Annotated in this window: 14 protein-coding genes; 8 read left to right on the forward strand and 6 right to left on the reverse strand. The window is 62.0% G+C overall.

The annotated features are described in order from the left end of the window. Window positions 1-213: 213 nt before the first annotated feature. From lpdA to VLU25_06525, 3 genes are all read left to right on the forward strand, one after another. Window positions 214-1,629 carry a dihydrolipoyl dehydrogenase gene (lpdA, locus tag VLU25_06515; GenBank protein ID HSR67577.1) on the forward strand — a complete coding sequence of 472 codons (1,416 nt, stop codon included), beginning with the start codon at window positions 214-216 and terminating at the stop codon, window positions 1,627-1,629. Window positions 1,630-1,704: 75 nt separating this feature from the next. Further along, the gene (gene acnA / locus VLU25_06520; GenBank protein ID HSR67578.1) at window positions 1,705-4,467 is read left to right on the forward strand and encodes an aconitate hydratase AcnA; all 2,763 of its coding nucleotides are present in this window, start codon (window positions 1,705-1,707) and stop codon (window positions 4,465-4,467) included. A 182-nt stretch (window positions 4,468-4,649) separates the two neighbouring features. Then, on the forward strand, window positions 4,650-5,516 hold the full coding sequence (locus VLU25_06525) for a hypothetical protein (GenBank protein ID HSR67579.1): 867 nt from the start codon (window positions 4,650-4,652) through the stop codon (window positions 5,514-5,516). A gap of 156 nt (window positions 5,517-5,672) precedes the next feature. Here the strand turns inward: VLU25_06525 and VLU25_06530 are convergent, their stop codons facing one another. Continuing rightward, window positions 5,673-8,381, reverse strand: a complete 2,709-nt coding sequence (locus VLU25_06530) for an ADOP family duplicated permease (GenBank protein HSR67580.1) — start codon at window positions 8,379-8,381, stop codon at window positions 5,673-5,675. 293 nt (window positions 8,382-8,674) lie between these two features. Here VLU25_06530 and VLU25_06535 point away from each other — a divergent pair, with 293 nt between their 5' ends. Both VLU25_06535 and VLU25_06540 read left to right on the forward strand, forming a co-directional pair. After that, the gene (locus tag VLU25_06535) at window positions 8,675-10,816 is read left to right on the forward strand and encodes a tetratricopeptide repeat protein (protein HSR67581.1); all 2,142 of its coding nucleotides are present in this window, start codon (window positions 8,675-8,677) and stop codon (window positions 10,814-10,816) included. A gap of 176 nt (window positions 10,817-10,992) precedes the next feature. Then, window positions 10,993-11,238, forward strand: coding sequence for a permease prefix domain 1-containing protein (locus VLU25_06540; GenBank protein ID HSR67582.1), 246 nt, complete (start codon window positions 10,993-10,995; stop codon window positions 11,236-11,238). Between the two features lie 29 nt (window positions 11,239-11,267). Here the strand turns inward: VLU25_06540 and VLU25_06545 are convergent, their stop codons facing one another. The 5 genes from VLU25_06545 to lptD all read right to left on the reverse strand — a co-directional run bounded on the left by VLU25_06545 (window position 11,268) and on the right by lptD (window position 16,738). After that, the gene (locus VLU25_06545; GenBank protein HSR67583.1) at window positions 11,268-12,278 is read right to left on the reverse strand and encodes a DUF481 domain-containing protein; all 1,011 of its coding nucleotides are present in this window, start codon (window positions 12,276-12,278) and stop codon (window positions 11,268-11,270) included. 75 nt (window positions 12,279-12,353) lie between these two features. Then, on the reverse strand, window positions 12,354-13,154 hold the full coding sequence (gene lepB / locus VLU25_06550) for a signal peptidase I (GenBank protein HSR67584.1): 801 nt from the start codon (window positions 13,152-13,154) through the stop codon (window positions 12,354-12,356). 18 nt (window positions 13,155-13,172) lie between these two features. Beyond that, the gene (gene lepB / locus VLU25_06555; protein ID HSR67585.1) at window positions 13,173-13,886 is read right to left on the reverse strand and encodes a signal peptidase I; all 714 of its coding nucleotides are present in this window, start codon (window positions 13,884-13,886) and stop codon (window positions 13,173-13,175) included. Between the two features lie 96 nt (window positions 13,887-13,982). Beyond that, complete coding sequence (gene folK / locus VLU25_06560; protein HSR67586.1) at window positions 13,983-14,519, reverse strand: 2-amino-4-hydroxy-6-hydroxymethyldihydropteridine diphosphokinase; 537 nt, start codon at window positions 14,517-14,519, stop codon at window positions 13,983-13,985. Between the two features lie 2 nt (window positions 14,520-14,521). Next, window positions 14,522-16,738, reverse strand: a complete 2,217-nt coding sequence (gene lptD / locus VLU25_06565; protein HSR67587.1) for an LPS assembly protein LptD — start codon at window positions 16,736-16,738, stop codon at window positions 14,522-14,524. 106 nt (window positions 16,739-16,844) lie between these two features. Here lptD and VLU25_06570 point away from each other — a divergent pair, with 106 nt between their 5' ends. Genes VLU25_06570 through VLU25_06580 form a run of 3 tightly spaced genes read left to right on the forward strand, consistent with a single transcriptional unit; the run spans window position 16,845 to window position 18,622 of the window. Beyond that, complete coding sequence (locus VLU25_06570) at window positions 16,845-17,219, forward strand: carboxymuconolactone decarboxylase family protein (GenBank protein ID HSR67588.1); 375 nt, start codon at window positions 16,845-16,847, stop codon at window positions 17,217-17,219. A gap of 18 nt (window positions 17,220-17,237) precedes the next feature. Continuing rightward, complete coding sequence (locus VLU25_06575) at window positions 17,238-17,498, forward strand: hypothetical protein (protein HSR67589.1); 261 nt, start codon at window positions 17,238-17,240, stop codon at window positions 17,496-17,498. 53 nt (window positions 17,499-17,551) lie between these two features. Continuing rightward, window positions 17,552-18,622: a calcium/sodium antiporter gene (locus VLU25_06580; protein ID HSR67590.1), complete on the forward strand. Its 1,071-nt coding sequence runs from the start codon at window positions 17,552-17,554 to the stop codon at window positions 18,620-18,622. Window positions 18,623-18,659 lie beyond the last annotated feature (37 nt).

Consider the following 18,659-nt stretch of genomic DNA (forward strand, 5'->3'; position numbering starts at 1 on the left):
GTCAATTCCCCACTTATTACCGCAGCGTGCCGGCTGGTAAAAAGCGGCTTTTATGTATTACACTAGGCCGCGCAAATGCTGGAAAATCGGGGGCTTGCGCTTTTTTGTCGGTGCGGTCCCTGGTTGGAAAATCGACAGGCGGCCTAGCGCTCCGAGGGAGGCTGGGCGGCTGAGAGACATATTCGAGAGACGAGTGGAAAGGATGCGGAAGTGATGGCAGAGACGTTGGAATTCGATGTGGTGGTTTTGGGCGGAGGGCCAGGGGGGTATGCGGCGGCGTTTCGGGCAGCGGATCATGGGCTCAAGACGGCGGTGGTGGAATTGCGCGAGAAGCCGGGCGGGGTGTGTGTATATGAAGGGTGCATTCCCTCCAAGGCGCTGCTGCATATCTCCGAGCTGATCAACGAAGCCAAGCATGCCGGAGAGGTTTTCGGCGTCGAGTTCGGCAAGCCCAAGATCGATATCGACAAGGTGCGCGAATTCAAGGACAAGGTGGTCACCCAGATGACCGGCGGCGCCCAGCAGTTGGCCAAGTCGCGCAAGGTGGAATGGATTCTGGGACGGGGCAGCTTCAAGAGTTCCGATGTGTTGGCCGTGGAAGACGAAGAGGGCAAGACGCGGGAAGTCAAGTACAAGCACTGCATCGTGGCCACCGGGTCGCGCTCGGCCATGGTCCCCGGAATCGAACTGGAGAGCGACCGGTTGATGACCTCCAAAGAGGCTCTGGAGTTGGCCGATGTCCCCAAGACGCTGCTGGTGGTTGGAGGCGGCTACATCGGGCTGGAAATGGGTTCGGTTTACGCCTCGCTGGGCAGCAAGGTGACGGTGGTGGAATTCATGGACAACATTCTGCCGGGCGTGGACAAGGACTTGGTGCGGCCCCTCAAGAAGGCCCTCGACGATCAATTCGAAGCCATCCACCTCAAGAGCAAAGTGACGGGCTTGAAAGAGGTCAAGGGCGGCATCGAAGTCGAGCTCGAAGGCGAGGTTGAGGGCAAGAAAAAGTTCGAGAAAGTGCTGGTGGCCGTGGGACGCAAGCCCAATTCCGAAGACATCGGCCTGGACAACACCGAGGTCGAAGTCGACGACAAGGGCTTCATCAAGATCAACGACCGCTGCCGGACGTCCGATCCCAAGATCTACGCCATCGGCGACGTGGCCGGAGAACCCATGCTGGCCCATAAAGCCAACCGCGAAGGCCTGGTGGCCGCCGACGTCATCGCCGGCGAACCTGCGGCCTTCGACAACGTGGCCATTCCGGCGGTGGTCTTCACCGATCCTGAACTGGCCTGGGCGGGAATCACCGAGACGGAAGCCAAAGAAGAAGGCATCGAGATCGAAGTCCGCCGCTTCCCCTGGGCCGCCTCGGGACGCGCCCACAGCATCGGACGGCCCGACGGCGTCACCAAGATCATATTCGAGCCCGAGAGCGGACGCGTCATGGGCGTGGGCATTTGCGGCCGGGGCGCCGGCGAACTGATCGCCGAGGGCACGCTGGCCATCGAGATGGCCGCCGTGGCCGAAGACCTGGCCGCCACCATCCACACCCACCCCACCCTCTCGGAGACGATCATGGAAGCCGCCGAGTCCTTCATGGGACAGGCCACCCACATCTACCGCCGCAAGTAATCGAATCCTGATCCCGCGCCGGCCTGAGAGATCTGCCGCCGGCGCGCATTTACCGTCTCTTAAGGGAGTTTGAATATGCAAACCGCAAGCCAAGACAGTTTCAACATCCGAAAGACCCTGGAGGCGGCAGGCCGCAAGTACCATTACTACGACCTGACGGCCCTCGACCAGCAAACCGGCGGCAAGGTGTCGCGCCTGCCCTATTGCATGAAGATCCTGCTGGAGAACCTGCTCCGTCACGAGGGGGGCGAGGACAGTAGGGGAGACATCGAAGCCGTCATCAACTGGGATCCAAAGGCCAAGCCCGACCGCGAGATCGCCTTCACCCCTTCGCGGGTGCTCCTGCAGGACTTCACGGGCGTCCCCGCCGTTGTCGATCTGGCCGTCATGCGCGATGCCATGGACGACCTGGGAGGCGACCCGTCCAAGATCAACCCCATGGTTCCCGCCGAGCTGGTCATCGACCACTCCGTGCAGGTGGACGTTTTCGGCAGCACCGAAGCCTTCTTGCGCAACGTCGAGCGGGAGTACGAGCGCAACCGCGAGCGCTATGCCTTCCTGCGCTGGGGCCAGACCGCCTTCGAGGGATTCAAGGTGGTTCCCCCGGCCACCGGAATCGTCCACCAGGTCAACCTGGAGTTCCTGGCCCGCGTGGTCTTCGGCAAGGACACCGGGGACGGATGGCTGGCCTATCCCGACACCCTGGTGGGCACCGACTCCCACACCACCATGATCAACGGCCTGGGAGTGCTGGGCTGGGGCGTGGGCGGAATCGAGGCCGAGGCCGCCATGCTGGGACAGCCCATCAGCATGCTCATCCCCCAGGTGGTGGGATTCAAGCTGACCGGCAAGCTGCGCGAAGGGGCCACCGCCACCGACCTGGTCCTCACCGTCACCGAAATGCTGCGAAAGAAAGGCGTGGTCAACAAGTTCGTGGAGTTCTACGGAGAGGGCCTGCCCAAGCTCTCGCTGGCCGACCGGGCCACCCTGGGCAACATGTCCCCCGAGTTCGGATCGACCTGCGCCATCTCTCCGGTCGATGAGGAAACCCTGAAATACCTGCGCCTGACCAACCGGGGCGACGACCGCATTGCGCTGGTCGAGGCCTATTGCAAGGCTCAAGGACTCTTTCATACCGAGGACAGTCCCGACGCCGAGTACAGCGACAGCCTGGAACTGGACCTGCAAGACGTGGTCCCCAGCATCGCCGGACCCAAGCGTCCCCAGGACCGCATCGCACTCAGCTCGGCCAAACAGGCCTTCGAGAAGGAACTGGAGACCACCTTCTCAGACACCTACCGCATCGCCGTGGGAGAAGGCAGCGACGGCGGAGGAACGGCCGTCATGGAATCTCCCGTCAAGACCTGCACGAAGGTGGAGCTGAGCGCCGAGGAAAACGCCGGCCAGCCAGCCTCGTTCGAGCTTGAGGACGGCGCCGTCGTCATCGCGGCCATCACCAGTTGCACCAACACCTCCAACCCCACCGTCATGGTAGGCGCCGGACTGCTGGCCAAGAAAGCCGCCCAAAAGGGCCTCAACCGCAAGCCCTGGGTCAAGACCAGCCTGGCTCCCGGATCGAAGGTGGTCACCGACTACCTGGACAAATCGGGACTCACGCATTACCTGGAACTGCTGGGATTCGACCTGGTGGGGTACGGATGCACCACCTGCATCGGCAACAGCGGCCCCCTTCCCGAGCCCATCTCAAAAGCCGTGCGCGAACACAACATGGTGGTCTGCTCGGTGCTCTCGGGCAACCGCAACTTCGAAGGACGTATCAATCCCGACACCCGCGCCAATTACTTGGCCTCGCCGCCGCTGGTGGTGGCCTACGCCCTGGCCGGACGCATGGACATCGACCTTTACAACGAACCCCTGGGCAACGACCGCGACGGCCAACCCGTCTATCTCAAGGACATCTGGCCCAGCCTCAAGGAGATTCAGGAGACGATCGCGAGCAGCCTCGACAGCTCGATGTTCGCCGAGAAGTACTCCGACGTTTACGGCGGAACCGAGGAGTGGAAACAGCTTCCCATCCCCGAGGGCGACCGTTACCAATGGAGCGAGGAATCGACCTACATCCGTCAGCCCACCTTCTTTGCCGACATGGGACCCGAGCCCGAACCCGTCAGCGAAATCAAGGACGCGCGCGTGCTGGCCCTGCTGGGGGATACGGTCACCACCGACCACATCTCTCCGGCCGGATCGATTCCCAAGAACGGTCCCGCCGGGCAGTACCTGATCGAGCGCGGCGTCAAGCCCCACGAGTTCAATTCCTTCGGGTCGCGCCGCGGCAACCACGAAGTGATGGTCCGGGGCACCTTCGGCAACATCCGCCTGCGCAACCTGCTGGTGGAGAAGGAAGGCGGCTGGACCAAGGTCGACTGGGAAGAGGAACCCGTTTCCATATTCGAGGCCGCCAACGGCTACCGCGAGCGCGGCATCCCGCTGATCGTCATCGCCGGCAAGGAATACGGCACCGGCTCTTCCCGCGACTGGGCAGCCAAGGGTACCCTTCTGCTGGGTGTCAAGGCCGTCATCGCCGAGAGCTACGAGCGCATCCACCGCAGCAACCTGATCGGCATGGGTGTGCTGCCCCTGCAGTTCAAGCAGGGCGAAGGACGCAAGAGCCTTGAGCTGGACGGCTCGGAAAGCTATACCATCAGCGGACTCGACGACGGCCTCAAGCCGGGCCGCGAACTGACCGTCACAGCCGAAAAGGACGGTCAGGAAAAGAGCTTCAAGGTCGTGACCCGCATCGATACGGCCAATGAAATGCAGTACTACCGTCACGGAGGCATCCTGCACTACGTCCTGCGCAGTCTTCTTGACAGCTAGGGCTTTGTGAGCTGGGGGATTTTGGTTATAGGCAGGCCATTGTGGTCGAGATCAAGGCCGCCGACGCAGGCATAGTCGAGGCTACGTCGAGGAGGAACAACGCTGAGACCGGCCGCCAGGGGCCGCGCCTAGAAGTTACCTTTTCAAGGCTCTAAGCCATTAAGCGGCGGAGCGATGGGCAGATGGGCGAAGAAACGACTCAATCCGCGCACGGCGAGGTCGGGGAATTGCTGTCCCGTCTGGCCCAGGCCGAGGGATTCCGCGAAACCGACCTCTATTACCGCCCCGAATCGGACTACCGGACGTTGTCGCTCAACGGGTCGCCCATGGTCGATCCCTTCACCGGCAGCACCGAGGTGCGGCGGGCCCACGGGAAGGTGCTGCGGCCCTATGCTGTAGTCCCGCCCCGCGTTTCACGCGCTCAGGCCCTGGAGATCGTGGGCAAGCGTCTGCGCTGGTCCTGGCTGGCTCCCGGCCGAATTCGCCGGGAAGGGCGGCGGGAAGACAACCTGCGGGGCGTCCTCATCCCTTTTTGGACTTTCGACTTCACCGCCGCCGCCCGCTATCCATCTCACGCAGAGGCGCCGGGCGGAACCGTGCAGCGGCATTTCAAGGATCTCCTGGTGCCCGCTTCGCAGGCCCTCTCGCAGGAAGAACTGCAGCACTTGCGGCCGCTGACGCTTGAATCCGTCCAGCCCTTCAGCGGGCATCACTTTTCTCACTTCTACCAGGAGCACTACTCCCTCGACTGGGAAGAGGCTTTCCAGCAAGCCGGCCGGGTGGCGCAGAGGCGACTGGAGAGAGACCAGCGCGAGGCCTCAGGCAGCTACGCCCTGCCCGGCCAACTGCACATGACCTATTCCGACGTGGCTTTCAAGCTGCTGCTGATGCCGGTGTGGATTCTGGCCTTCCCCTACGGCGAGGGCCACTGGCGAGCCCTGGTCGACGCCCAAAGCGGACGCCTGCAAGCCGAAGTCCCGCGCTCCCCCCTGCGTATCGCCGCCTGGGCCACCCTCCTGCTAGCAGCCCTCTCCTACCTCCTGCTCTAAAAATCCCACCTCGGGCATGGCCTCATCTCTGTTATGGCCCCCAGTTTCTAGTGTGGTCCACAATGGCGGAAAGCCCCACGTCTGGTGGGAGGCGCATCCTTGCGGCGATTCTGAGCTCGTGGAAGGCCGCCTTCCCGCCCCGAACCTGGCAACTCCTCACCCATCCGCCCGAAGCGCCACAGCCGGGTCGTAGCGAGAAGCCCGCCGGGCCGGCAAAAACAACGCCAGCAAGGCAGTAAAGAACATCACCGCGACCACCGCCAGATAAACCCACGGCTCAAAGGCAGCCACACGATAGAGAATATTGGAAAGCAGCGTCCCGGCCCCCAATCCCATCAAGAGGCCAAGCACCGAACCCACAGCCACCAGAATCCCCCCCTGGCGCAGGACGTGGGTGATGACCTGGCGTCGCTTGGCCCCCAGAGCCATGCGGATGCCCATCTCCATGCGTCTCTCGCTGACCGAGTAGGCCATGACGCCGTAAAGTCCCACGGCGGCCAAGATCAGAGCCACCCCCGCAAAAGCCCGGAAAAGCGAGCCGAAGAACCGCCAGCTCCAGATCGACACATCGAAGACCTCCTGCAGGGTCATCACTTCGTGCACGGGCTGCAGCGGATCCACCGAGGCCACCGCCTGCCGCAAGGGTTCGGACAGAGAGAGCGGATCGACGCCCGGACGGGCCTTGACGACCCAGCTCATGCGGCCCAACGCATTGTCCTGGTAGGGCAGGTAAAGCAGTGGCCAGGGACGCTGAAGGACCTGCATTTGCAGGCTGTCTTGCACCACGGCCACCACCGTCATCCATTCGTCTTCCGTCCCGCTCCCGCGCATCCGCAGACTCTGTCCCAAGGCCGTTTCGTCCGGCCACAGGGCCTCGGCCAGACTCTGACTGACGATCGCTTCCCGGCCCGAGGGATTGAGCGAGCCGTCGAAGGTGCGTCCGCGCAGGATGGGGATTCCCATGGCCTTGAAATAATCAGGACTGACCACCTGCACGATCGGCCCGGGATTGTCATCGCACTCTTCGCTGCTCTGCCCTTGGGCGCAGATGCTGCGCATGTTGGTAGAGCCCTTGAAGGACAAGCGGTCGACAGCCGCCACGGCCTCGGCTCCGGGCAGGGCTTGCAGCCGCTCTATCAGCCGGTGGACGTGCGCCGTACGCTCTTCGTCGCTGCGGTCCAGCCAGGTCAGCAGATCCATCCCGGCCGTCAGGCGCCCATCCGTCTCGAATCCGGGATCGATTGAGGAAAGCTGCTGCACCTGGCGGATCATCAGTCCGGCTCCCACCAACAAGGCCACTGAAAGCGCCACCTCGCCCACCACCAGCATGGAGCGCAGCCGCTTGCGTCCGCCGCCTGAGGCTCTTTCCCCGCGCAAGGGCGCGATGAGGTCCTGGCGGGTGCCCTGCAGGGCCGGCAAGAGTCCGAAGACCAGGGCCGAGAAGAGGCTGGCCGAGAGCACGAAGGCCAAGATGCGCCAATCCATGCTCGCGTTCACCCAGGCCGGGATGTAGACGGGGATGGCGGCCATCATCAGGCGTACGCCCGCCAAGCCCACCAGACAGCCCAGCAAGCCGCCCAGTCCGGCCAGCAACAGGCTTTCGCAGAAGAGCTGCTGGACCAGCCTCATGCGTCCGGCCCCCAAGGCGCTGCGTACCGCGAACTCGCGTTCTCGCGAAACTCCCCGCGCCAGCAACAGGTTGGCCACGTTGGCGCAGACGATGAGCAGCACGAAAACCACCACCCCCAGCAGTGCCGCCGACATGTCCTTCATGTTGCGCACCTGCTCTTCGCGCAGCGGCTGCACCCAAATTCCGCGGTTCTCATGGAGTTGGGGAAAGCGCTCCCGCCAGGAGGCGGCGATGGACTCCAGAGCCTGACCGGCCTGCTGGGGAGACACCCCTTCGTTGAGGCGGGCCGTGACCTGCAAAAATGTGGCCCCGCGCGTGGATTCCCCCGCCACTTGCCCCAAAGGTATCCAGAGATCGACGCGGTGGGGATATTGAGCTTCATCGGGCAACACGCCCAAGATCGTCGCCGGCTGACCGTTGAGCTGAACCGTCCTGCCCGCGATGTCGGGATCGGCGCCGAAGTAAGTCCGCCACAGGGCCTCACGGAGCACCAATACCCGGGCCGCTCCGGGACGGTCTTCGTCGGGTCCGAAGACTCGGCCGACTATCGGCTGCACTCCCAGCACTTGAAAGAGGCTGGCCGAAACCTGTCCGCCGCCCACCCGGATGGGCTGATCGCCTCCTGCCAGACTGAAAGGTTCCCAATCATGAGCGGCCACGTGGGAGAAAACGGCCTGAGAGCCGTCCCGCAGTTCTTCGAAGTCGGGATAGGAAAAGTTGAGGCGGTCGTTCCGTTGGTCGGTGCCGAGAACGCGCACGATCTCTTCGGGGTCCTGATAGGGGAAGGGCTTCCACAGAATCGTATTGACCAGACTGAAGAGGGCCGTTCCCGACCCGATGCCGATCATCAGCGTCAAGACCGCCGCGGCGGTAAATCCTTTGCGGCGCCTCATCTGGCGCAGCGCGAAGCGGAAGTGGGAAATCCATTTCATAGCCGTCGTTTCCTCGGGAATGAGCGGGCCCCATCCGCGCGACCAGCTCAAGCGTCCCCGCCGCAAGCCACCCAGCCCGTGGCGACGACGCTCTTCTTCGATTTCGAATAGCTCTTGAAAGGACAACCCCAGCGCATCCAACAACTTGCGCCGCGTCTCAGCGCGCAGATAGACCCTGCGGCCATTGACCATTTGAGACAAGTGGCCGCTGGAGACGCCGATCTTCTGAGCCCACCGGTTAAGGCTGATGGAGGACTCTGCCAATGCGGCGGCAAGCTTGCGATGCTTCAGCCGAACCTTCATTCAACACTTCGATTACACACCACCCCCCGCCACCCCTGTCAACCCCTGCCCCAAAAAACTGCTCGCCCCTTCTCGCAACTGTTCACTGGGCACGGGCACCAGCGCACAACCCCGGGTAGCGCGCAACTTGGCCGCCTGCATCACGCGAGCGACAGAATCCACAGCCCGCAATCACTGTTGCAAATCTGTTGACAGATGTGCGCTGCGCAACTAAGATTCTGGCCGCAGACTGCGTTCAAATTCCAGCTTTGACTCTGGAGCGCTGGGTAGCCGACGAAGAGAACACTGTACCAATGAAGAGAAAAGTATCCGTTTTTATCGCTTCACCAGGTGACCTTGCCCAAGAACGCCGCCATTTCCGCGAGACGATTGACTTACTGAACATCGGCTTTGGTGATGGCGTCGGCGTCGAATTCGAGCCTCTAGGCTGGGAAGATGCTTTGGCCGTTACGGGGCGCCGAAGCCAGGCCGCAGTCAACGCAGACATTGACCGCTGCGATGTTTTTATTCTGGCTCTGTACCGGCGATGGGGGCAGGATGCGCCCGACGCGAAGCCCTATTCCTCCTACACCGAGGAAGAGTTCCACCGTGCGCTGGAGCGCTGGAAGAAGGAAGGGGCGCCTGAGATCTTCGTTTTTTTCAAGCGTGTGGATGCCGAGTCGGAAGCAGACCCCGGCAAGCAGCTTGAAAAAGTGATGGCTTTCAGGAGACAGTTGGAAGAAAGCAGGAAGGTGCTGTTCCGCTACTTTGACGATGAAGACTCTTTCAAGGACGAAGTGGACAGGCATCTGAGAGACTATGTGAAAGGCAGGTTGCCCGAGGCGGACCGGGAGCGCGAGATGATCGTCTTTCCTGTTGAGGCAGTCGAAGAGGTCGCAAAGGCTAAGGAAGAGGCGCAGAAAAGAGTGAAAGAGGCCAAGAAGGCCCGCGACAGGGAAGCAGCAGCTCAACTCAAAATCGAGGAGATGCAACTGCAGATAGCTCAAGACGCCGTCGCCTTGTCGATGGAGGGCAAGATCGAGTTCGCCCGCCAGAAACTTGCGACCTTAGTGGTGGAAGCCAGAGACCCGCAGGTCCTTCAACTCGCCTATGAATTCTCTTATCGAACCGGCGACTTGGATTCGGCCCAGAAGTCAATAGAACGATGGTTGACGATCTATGATTCGGAGGCGAGCCCTTCGCAAAAAGCTAGAGCGTATCGCCGTTTGGGTAGTGTGTATCGCATTCGAGGGCAGTTGGACCGCGCCGAAGAGATGTACACCAAGGCGCTGGCCATCAACGAAGCGCTAGACCGCAAAGAGGGGATGGCGAGAACCTACGGCAATCTCGGCGTCCTGTATCAGACCCGAGGGGAGTTGGACCGCGCCGAAGAGATGTACCGAAAGGCACTGGCCATTGAAGAGGCGCTGATCCGCAAGGAAGGAGTGGCGAATCAATACGGCAATCTAGGGAACCTGTACGAGACCCGAGGGGAGTTGGACCGCGCCGAAGAGATGTACCGAAAGGCACTGGCCATCAACGAAGCTCTGGGACGCAAGGAAGGAATTGCGATTCAGTACGGCAACCTGGGCCTCGTGCTTAAGACCCGAGGGGAGTTGGACCGCGCCGAAAAGATGTTCCGCAAGGCCCTGGCCATCGACGATGTGCTGGGCCGCAAGGAGGGAATGGCGGACCATTACGGCAACCTTGGGAACCTGTACCTGACCCGAGGCGACCTGCACCGCGCCGAAGAGATGCTCCGCAAGTCCCTGGCCATCGAAGAAGCCCTGGGACGCAAGCAGGGGATGGCGAGCGACTACGGCAATCTCGGCCTCGTCTACCAGACCCGAGATGAGCTGGACCGCGCCGAAGAAATGTTCCGCAAGGCGCTGGCCATCGAAGTAGACCTTGGCCGCAAAGAAGGAATGGCGAACCAGTACGGTAACCTCGGCCTCCTGCATCAGAACCGGGGAGAGTCGGAACGCGCCGAAGAAATGCTCCGCAAGTCGTTGGCCATCAACGAAGCCTTGGGCCGCAGGGAGGGAATGGCGAGCGCCTACGGAAATCTCGGCATCGTCTACCAGACCCGAGACGAGTTGGACCGCGCCGAAGAGATGTTCCGCAAGGCATTGACCATCGAAGAAGGGCTGGGGCGCAAGGAGGGAATGGCCAGCGCCTACGGTAACCTGGGCGTGGTGTACCAAACCCGAGACGAGTTGGACCGCGCCCAAGAGATGTTCCGCAAGGCGTTGACCATTGAAGAGGCGCTGGGGCGCAAGGAGGGAATGGCCAGCGCCTACGGTAACCTGGGCGTGGTGCACCAGAATCGAGGCGAGCTGGGCCGAGCCCAAAAAATGTTCCGCAGATCCCTGGCGTTGTTCACAGAACTGGGGTCGCCCATGCGCGAGAGAGTTCAATCATTGTTGAAAGACCTGCACGATAAGAAGGCCAAGTAACGAAAGAAGTCTTTTCTTTCCGAGAATATCGAAGAACCGATTACATCGCTGAGGGACTAACCGCGTTGAAATTGAGTGAGTAAGAAACTTGACATCTTTGATGTTGATTGCTAGGCTTAAACGACATTCTCAAGGGAGTTCTGGGGGACTGAACTGACTCGCGGGAGCACTGTCAAATGCGGGACCGTTTCCCCCGTCTGAAGCGGGCGTTCGCCCAGCCTGAGGATGATAGAACGATCATCGAAGAGATCGATGCCGAGTTGGCATCCCACCTCGAAGACAGCATTAATCAACTCATCAAGGACGGAATGAGCCGAAGGGAGGCCCTGGAGGAGACTTCAAGGCGTTTCGGGGACCTGGTCGAATACCGCCGGCGCATGCAACGTCAACGGCGGCTCGGTGAGCTTGCCGACGAAGAGTAGTTCTTGAGGTCGATACCAGGGTCGCCGAGTTAGAACTTCCATCCGAAGACGATGTTGAGGCCGAAGTCATTGCGCTCGTTGCCGGAGGAGGGGTCGGAGTCGAAGTAGTCGAAAAGCTCGGTTCCTACCGTCAGGCCCCGGAAGAGGGGGTAGTTGAGTTGGGCGATCCAGCGCATCAGGTAGCGGCCGGAATCGGTCAGGCGGGGTTCGTACTCGAACTTGGTGGCCACTTCGCCTCCTCCCAGGACGGGCGAGGCCATTTCGATGCCGGCCAGGCCCTGGAGGTCGTTGCTGCGTTGCAGGCCCTCGAACTTCTCCTGCACGGCGGTCAGGCCGCCGAAGACGGAAAGGGAGGCCGCCCCGCGCGAGAACTCGTATCCAAACCCGGCCCCTTCGCGGGTCCTCAGGTCGAGTTCCTGTCGCTGGTTGGTGGTGAATCCGCCCAGGAAGTAGTAGAAGAACTTCTCCCCCAAGAAGCGGTCGTAACGTGCCGAGCCGTCCTGGATGCGGTTGTCTTCCACGCCGGTTTCCATGCTGAAGTCGAGTTGATAGGCCGCCTGCAGACGATAGTCCTCGCCCTGGCGGCGGGGACGGAAACTGAGGCTGAGGTTCTCGCGGTCGGTGTTGCCGCGCGACAGGTCGAAGCCGAAGTTGGCGGTGCCGTCCCAGCGCTCCCACCAGGTGGGCGGTTCCGGCGATTCGATGCCGATGGAGACGATGTCGGCCAAGGCCACCTGGTCGGTCCGCGACGGAACCTGCAAGCGGGCCAATCCCTCTTCCCCGGCGGGGGCGACCGAGGCGGTTGTTTCCCGCCCGTCGCTGAGAACGATCTCCTGGGGCTGATCGGTCTGCAGCGAGGCCACCTCGGCCCAGGAGATGGCAACTTCTCCCGCGTAGGAGGTCGTGAACATGAGCTTGCCGTCCTTGAGAGACGCCACCGTTCCGGTCAGGCGGTCCTGGTTCTTGAGGACGACCTGGTCGGCCCAAGCCCATGCGCTGAAGAACCAAAAGGTCGAGATAAAGAAAAGCGTGCGTCTCATATATCGGACTCCTGTCTGTCTCAATTGCTCATCGAAATCGATAGAGAGAGGGGTTCGGTGCCGAGGCTGCCATCTTCAACGGATGACGTGACCGAAACGGCTCCAGCGGGTGCGCGTGAAGAAGTAGATGATGCGCTCGCCGTAGAGCTTGACAAGTTCACTGGGACTGCTGCGCTGGTAGGCGTCGGCGTCGTCCTCGTAGGACCAGAAGACAAAGAGCGGACGCCCCACGATCATGCTCTCTTCCAGCGTCCCGAAGTAGCGGCTGTCGCGGCTGTCGTCGCGGTTGTCGCCCATGACAAAATACTGACCTTGCGGCACGGTTAGCGGGCCGAAGTTGTCGCGGCTTGAAAAGCTGTGAAAGCCGCCCGTCCGCACATCTCCCTCGGAGTGATACTTATAGGGCTCGTCGATGGGCTGATTGTCGATGAAGACCTGCTTGTCGCGGATCTCGACGGTTTCGCCGGGGAGGCCGATGGCCCGCTTGACGTAGAGGACCTGGGGATCTTGAGGGTACTTGAAGACCACCACGTCTCCCCGTTCGATCAGGCGCGAAGCGGCCAGCCCCAAGCCCTCCCTGAAGTGGTTGCGATAGCTGAACTTGTCGATCAGCAGCCGGTCTCCCACCAGGATGGTGGGAACCATGGAAGGGGTGGGCACGGTCATGGGGTGGACGACGAAGGTGGTCACGAAAAGGGCGAAGATGACGCACACCACGATGGTGATGAAGTACTCGCGCAGGGTGCTGTGCTGAATGGCCTCGGCCTGATCCGGCTCCCGAGCTTCATCGCCGTGGGCCGCACTTTGCTGCGAGTCCTGGTCCTGTTGGTTCGGGACCAGGTCGCTTGCTTCCGTCAGTTCGCGTTCTTCAGCCAAATCCGAAGCTCTCCTCAACTAGCGGATGATGCGTCCCATGCGTTCCCAGCGGGTGCGGGGAAAAAAATAAAAGACCCGCTCGGCATAGAGCTTGAGGCGGGGTCCCAGTCCCGTGATCTGGTGGGCGTTGGGAGCGTCTTCGTAAGACCAGAAGGTGATCAGCGGACGTCCCACCAGATACTTGCGCTCCAGGAAACCCCAACTGCGGCTGTCCTGGCTGTTGTCGCGGTTGTCGCCCATTACGAAGAAGCTGCCCGGCGGCACCGTCACGGGGCCGTAGAAATCGCTTTTCGAGTAGGGATTCGACCACTGGGCGTAGGGCTCCTCCAGCGGCAGGCCATCGACGAAGACTTGATGCCCGCGGACTTCCACTTGCTCCCCGGGCAGCCCGATGACGCGCTTCACCCACAGCACGTCGGTCTGCACGGGATGCTTGAAGACCACGATGTCGCCACGCCGGATTTCATGCTGAGGAACTCCGGGAACACCCATCCCGAAATCGGCCCTGACCGTAAACTTGTCGACCAGTACCCTGTCTCCCACCAATATGGTTGGCTCCATGGAGGAGGTGGGCACGGTCATGGGATGGACGACGTAGGTTGTGATGAAGAAGGCGATGATGCTGCAGATGATCAGGCTCACCGCATTCTCGCGGAAAACGCCGTGCTTGCTCTTCTGCTCCTGCCCCTCTTGCTGGGCGTCGGCCTCCGCTTTTCTTTTCTTCTTGGCCATGACCTTCAACATCCCTGCCGAAAGACCATAGGATATCAGAACCGGCGCACCCCCCGTATGACGAATCGCAGGGCGAATCGAGAGGGGGGAAGGGGTTCAGTCGAGGCGGTGCAGCGTCTCGTCTTGGGGACCCAGCCGCTCCAGCATCCGGCGCACGGCGAGGCCGCTTGTCGGATCGACCCAATCGGGAGCGATCTCGGCCAGGGGCACCATTACGAAGGCCCTTTCGGCCAAGCGGGGATGTGGAATCTGCAGGCGGGGATGATCGATCTTGCGTCCCCCGTAGTAGAGGATGTCGATATCGATGTTGCGGGGCCCCTTATCGCGCCGCCGACGGCGACCCAAGGCCTGCTCGACCTGCAAGCAGACTTCCAGCAGACCTAACGGCGAGAGCGCGGAGGCGGCCCGGCAGACCTGATTGAGGAACCGCGGCTGGTCGGTCACCTCGCGGGGAGCGGTGTCGTAGAGGCTGGAGCAGCGCTGCAATGCCACTCCCCGCCGCAGCAGTGCCTGAGCCGCCTGCTCGATCCAGCCCCGGCGGCGGCCCAGGTTCGATCCGAAGGCCAGGAAGATGGCTTCGTCGCCCCGGTTGGGCCGCTCGGCCTCTCGATCAGAAAGCTCTTCAGGAGGCATCTTCAGAAAATCCGGTCGGGACGCTCGATGTTGCCGAAGAAGCCCAGTCCTTTCAGGTAGAAGGAGAAAAGCAAGGCCTGCTCGTCACGCAGCCGGCGGCCGTCGTCGCCTACCAGGTTGAAGCCTTCGTACTGGACGGAAACGCCGCAGCATCCCTTGAAATAGTTGAGGCGGACGCGCCAGTTGAGGAAGCGGTCGCTTTCAAGATTGTAGCTGTAGCGTCCCGAGAAGGACAGCCCGTCCTGGAGGTCGCCCCAGGCAAACAGTTGTTGCAGTTGATTGCGTCGAAAAGTGCCGATCTCGAGCTCCTGGGTTTTAAAGTAAGTGGTTCCCAGGTAGAGCGGTCCCGCGGCCAGGTTGCCCGTGATGGAGAAATTGCGGAAGCGGTCGAAATCGGGATCGTAGTCGGTGCGCACGTCGAAGCTGACGCGCCGGAAGGGGGTGATGCGGGCCAGCGCCGTGACCGGCGAGGAGTTGCGGGCAAAGGCCAGATACTGGAAGCCGGTGAAGGAATAGAGCGGAAAGAACTGGTTGACCTCTCCGTTCTCCAGGGCGCCCCCGAAGTCGGTGTCGAAGAAGTACTTCTGGGCCACCTTGAGGGAAAGCCATTCGCGGGTTTCACCCCGCCGCTTGACGAAGAAGCGGTTTGTGAGACTCACCTCCACCTCGTTGGTGTCGGCCACCGCGTCGTTCTCATCGAAGAGCAGGGTGCGGGCGAAGTCGCGGCCGATGCCGCCTATGTAGCGGTAGCGCAGGGAGGGCTCGACGACGTGTTTCCAGGTGGGAGTTCCCTGCTTGTCGCGGTAAATCTTGGAGAGTCCCCATCCCTTCACGTCGAGAGTGAACTCCAGGTACTCGCGGTTGAAGTCTTGGCCGCTGACTGAGAGGTTGCCTTCTTCATCCTGGAGCAGGCTGTTGCTGTAGAAGGTTTCCCGCAAGCCCAGGCTGGGCGTGAGTTTGAGTCCTTGCCCCAGGGGGACGGAGAAGTACAAGCGCGGGAAAAGGTCGAGACGCTGGGTGAGTCCGGGCGTTTCCAATTGGCTGTCGGAGCGGCTCAACCCCGTGGCCGAAGCGTCCAAATCAGCGAAGAAAGGACTGTCGAAGAGCCGATGACCGCTGACCCGGAACCAGAATGAGGGCAGCGCCCGCACCACGGCATTGGGACCCGGAAAGGCGGTCTCTTCGCGCGAGGCCAGAAAGTTGACGGAACGGGTCTTGACGCTCTTGCTGATGAAGACCTGAGAGGCCTCTGTAGAGCGTACGGCGGTGAAGAAGTTGTCGGAAAAGACCTGGCGGAAGTCGAAGCTGGAGACCAGGTTGAACTTGGCTACGGCGCGGTAGCCGCCAAAGCGGGTTTCAGCTTCGCCGTTGAGGCTTCCGCCTCCCTGGTCGAGCCGGTCGTTGACGGCGTAGGCGTCCAGTTCCAGGCGGGTGAACTGATTGGGACGGGCCCTGAAGATGGCCCCGAAGCCGAATCCTCGCTCCGAGAAATAGTCCTGGGTGTAGACCAGATCGGCACTGCGTCCTAGGGTCAGGTAGAAGCTCTGGCTGAAGCGCCTCCCCTTGTTGTTGGAGTTGCCCAGCGAGGGCAGCAGGAACCCGCTCTGGCGCTCCCTCTTGGTGGAGGGGAACTGCAAATAGGGCAGATAGAAGACGGGGATCTGCTTGAGTTTGAAGATGGTGTTCTTGCTGCGCGTCCAGGAGTCGACCATGATGCGGGCCCGGTCCAGCGTGAAGCTCCACTTGGGGACGGCCTCGTCGCAGGAGGTGATGACGCCGTCGCGAAGCACCCATTCGTCGGGTCCGGTCTTGCTCAAGGAGGCGGCCCGGATGAAGAGTTCCTGCTCGGTGAATCCGTCCACGTCGTAAAGGGTGCCGGTCTTGGCTTCGACGTCGATGTCGCCCCGCACGGCGTTGAGGAATTCCTTGCCGGGCCGCGTCAAGCGCACCTCGCGGCCCGCTCCCGGGCGGCTCTCCAGACGGGCCATGCGGGTGTTGGGATCGTAGATGACCTGGTGGGCCCTCAGCGTCAGGTCCTGGTAGGTGATCACGACCTGGCCGACGGCACGGTAGACGTCTCCCTGCACGTCGATGGTGTCGGCTTCCAGCACCACCACTCCCTCATCGGTGGGAAGCTCGGAGCGGGGGCGCTGCTGCGCCGTGGCCACGCACAGGCAAAGGAAGAGGACCGGGAGAGCGATGGTGGCGGGCTTCAACACCGCGTAAAGATAGCAGAGTCCCGGCTCAAGCCCAAGCTTCTTCGCCGAGGCCCGCCAAGCGCGTTTGGACTTTGCCAGTTCAATGGTGCTAACATCGCTGTGAGCTATGTCGGATAAAGGCGAGAAAGAATCTAAGACCGAGAAGGAATCTAAAACGCCGTCCCGCAACAGGGACGACAAGTGGCCCTCCTACACCATGGTGGAGCCGCGCATGCGGAAGATCTACTTTCAGTTCTACCGCGAGACCTACCGCTCCAGCCAGATCGACCGCAAGACCAAGGAACTGATCGCCATCGGAGCCTCGCTCGGCTACCAGTGCAAGGGATGCCTGGAAGGCCACATCAAGAAGGCCATCGAGTACGGCGCCACAAAAGAGGAGATCAGCGAAGCCATCGCCATCACCATGGGCGTGGCCGCCGCCTCCGCCGTCGACCAGACCGACCTGGCCTCGGAGGCCCTCAAACTGGTTCACTTCCCTTGAGCCCGCCATCCTCACAGAATGCCCAGCGACGATCAGCAGACTTTTCGCAGCCGCCTGCAGTCTTTCCTCCTCTTCCACCTGGGAGTGGACGCCCAGCTTGAGTTCCAGGCCGGGCAGGACGGAGGCGTGGAGGTGAGCCTGAGCCATTCCCGCGTCCACGACTTCAGCTTCGCTCTCGGCCCAGCCGAACTGGCCCGTCTGGCCGCTTCCCCCGAGGAAACCGAGGAGTTCCTGCTCGACCAGCTCACCGCCCACCGTCGCGGCGGCCTGGCCCGTTGAAGGTTTGCTCTACCGTGGCTGGCCGGTCGCCGTTCCGTTGTATCATTGCCCTTATGGAGGCTTGGTCTGTCGTCTTCTTCCTGCTGGGGTTGTTGCTGCTTCTCGGAGGAGCCGAGTTGCTGGTGCGAGGATCCTCGCGTCTGGCGGCGGCGCTGGGCATCTCGCCGCTGATCATCGGACTCACCGTCGTGGCCTTCGGCACCAGTTCTCCCGAACTGGCTGTCAGCATGCGGGGAGCCTGGACCGGACATGCCGACCTGTCAGTGGGCAACGTACTGGGCAGCAACATCTTCAACGTCCTCTTCATACTGGGCTTGTCCGCCCTCATCGTTCCGCTCAAAGTCGACCAGCGTCTGGTGCGGATCGATGTTCCCCTGATGACGGGGGCTTCCCTGCTGCTTTTGGTCATGGCCTGGGACGGAAGACTGGGGCGGCTGGAGGGCGGCATCCTGTCGAGCGGACTGCTGGCCTATATCGCCTTCGCGGTCTGGCAGAGCCGTCGCGAATCGAAGAAGGTCAAGGCTGAGTACGCCCAGCAATTCGGCCCCCCTCCTCCCACCGCCTCCGGCGCCCTTTTGCAAATCGCGGTAGCGGCTGTCGGGCTGCTGTTGTTGCTGGTGGGCGCCCAGTGGCTGCTGGACGGATCGATCCGAATCGCCCGCTGGGCCGGCTTGAGCGAACTGACCATCGGATTGACGATCATCGCCGCCGGAACCTCTCTGCCTGAGGTAGCCACCTCGCTGATAGCCGCCCTGCGGGGCGAGCGCGACATTGCCGTGGGCAACGTGGTGGGAAGCAATCTCTTCAACCTGCTGGGCGTCCTCGGCCCCACTGCCGTGCTGGCTCCCGGCGGATTACAGGTGGCACCCTCGGCGCTGCTGCTGGACCTCCCCTTCGTGGTGGCCACGGCTCTTGTCTGCACTCCTATCTTCCTGACCGCCTGGCAGATCGATCGCTGGGAGGGAGGAGCTCTGCTGCTCCTCTACCTGGCCTATGTCGCGGCATTGCTGGCCTCAGACGGGGACGCTTCGAATCTGGGATACGTCCGCTATCTTCTCATCGCCGCTCCTGCCTTGCTGGCCGGGGCCTCGCTGGCACCCTCCGTCAGGGCGCGACGCCGCTGACGTCAGCTTGGATGCCGAGCCGGCAGTCGTCCCCTTC

Source organism: Acidobacteriota bacterium (genome assembly GCA_035471785.1).
Classification (GTDB): domain Bacteria; phylum Acidobacteriota; class UBA6911; order RPQK01; family DATIPO01; genus JANQFM01.

What these genes read in the sequence shown, in the direction of transcription:
- lpdA (HSR67577.1), top strand. Translation starts at nt 214, where the DNA reads ATGGCAGAGACGTTGGAATTCGATGTGGTGGTTTTGGGCGGAGGGCCA.
- VLU25_06545 (HSR67583.1), bottom strand. Translation starts at nt 12,278, where the DNA reads ATGAGACGCACGCTTTTCTTTATCTCGACCTTTTGGTTCTTCAGCGCA.
- VLU25_06575 (HSR67589.1), top strand. Translation starts at nt 17,238, where the DNA reads ATGCCCAGCGACGATCAGCAGACTTTTCGCAGCCGCCTGCAGTCTTTC.
- VLU25_06535 (HSR67581.1), top strand. Translation starts at nt 8,675, where the DNA reads ATGAAGAGAAAAGTATCCGTTTTTATCGCTTCACCAGGTGACCTTGCC.
- lepB (HSR67585.1), bottom strand. Translation starts at nt 13,886, where the DNA reads ATGGCCAAGAAGAAAAGAAAAGCGGAGGCCGACGCCCAGCAAGAGGGG.
- VLU25_06570 (HSR67588.1), top strand. Translation starts at nt 16,845, where the DNA reads ATGTCGGATAAAGGCGAGAAAGAATCTAAGACCGAGAAGGAATCTAAA.
- acnA (HSR67578.1), top strand. Translation starts at nt 1,705, where the DNA reads ATGCAAACCGCAAGCCAAGACAGTTTCAACATCCGAAAGACCCTGGAG.
- VLU25_06580 (HSR67590.1), top strand. Translation starts at nt 17,552, where the DNA reads ATGGAGGCTTGGTCTGTCGTCTTCTTCCTGCTGGGGTTGTTGCTGCTT.
- VLU25_06530 (HSR67580.1), bottom strand. Translation starts at nt 8,381, where the DNA reads ATGAAGGTTCGGCTGAAGCATCGCAAGCTTGCCGCCGCATTGGCAGAG.
- VLU25_06540 (HSR67582.1), top strand. Translation starts at nt 10,993, where the DNA reads ATGCGGGACCGTTTCCCCCGTCTGAAGCGGGCGTTCGCCCAGCCTGAG.
- folK (HSR67586.1), bottom strand. Translation starts at nt 14,519, where the DNA reads ATGCCTCCTGAAGAGCTTTCTGATCGAGAGGCCGAGCGGCCCAACCGG.
- VLU25_06525 (HSR67579.1), top strand. Translation starts at nt 4,650, where the DNA reads ATGGGCGAAGAAACGACTCAATCCGCGCACGGCGAGGTCGGGGAATTG.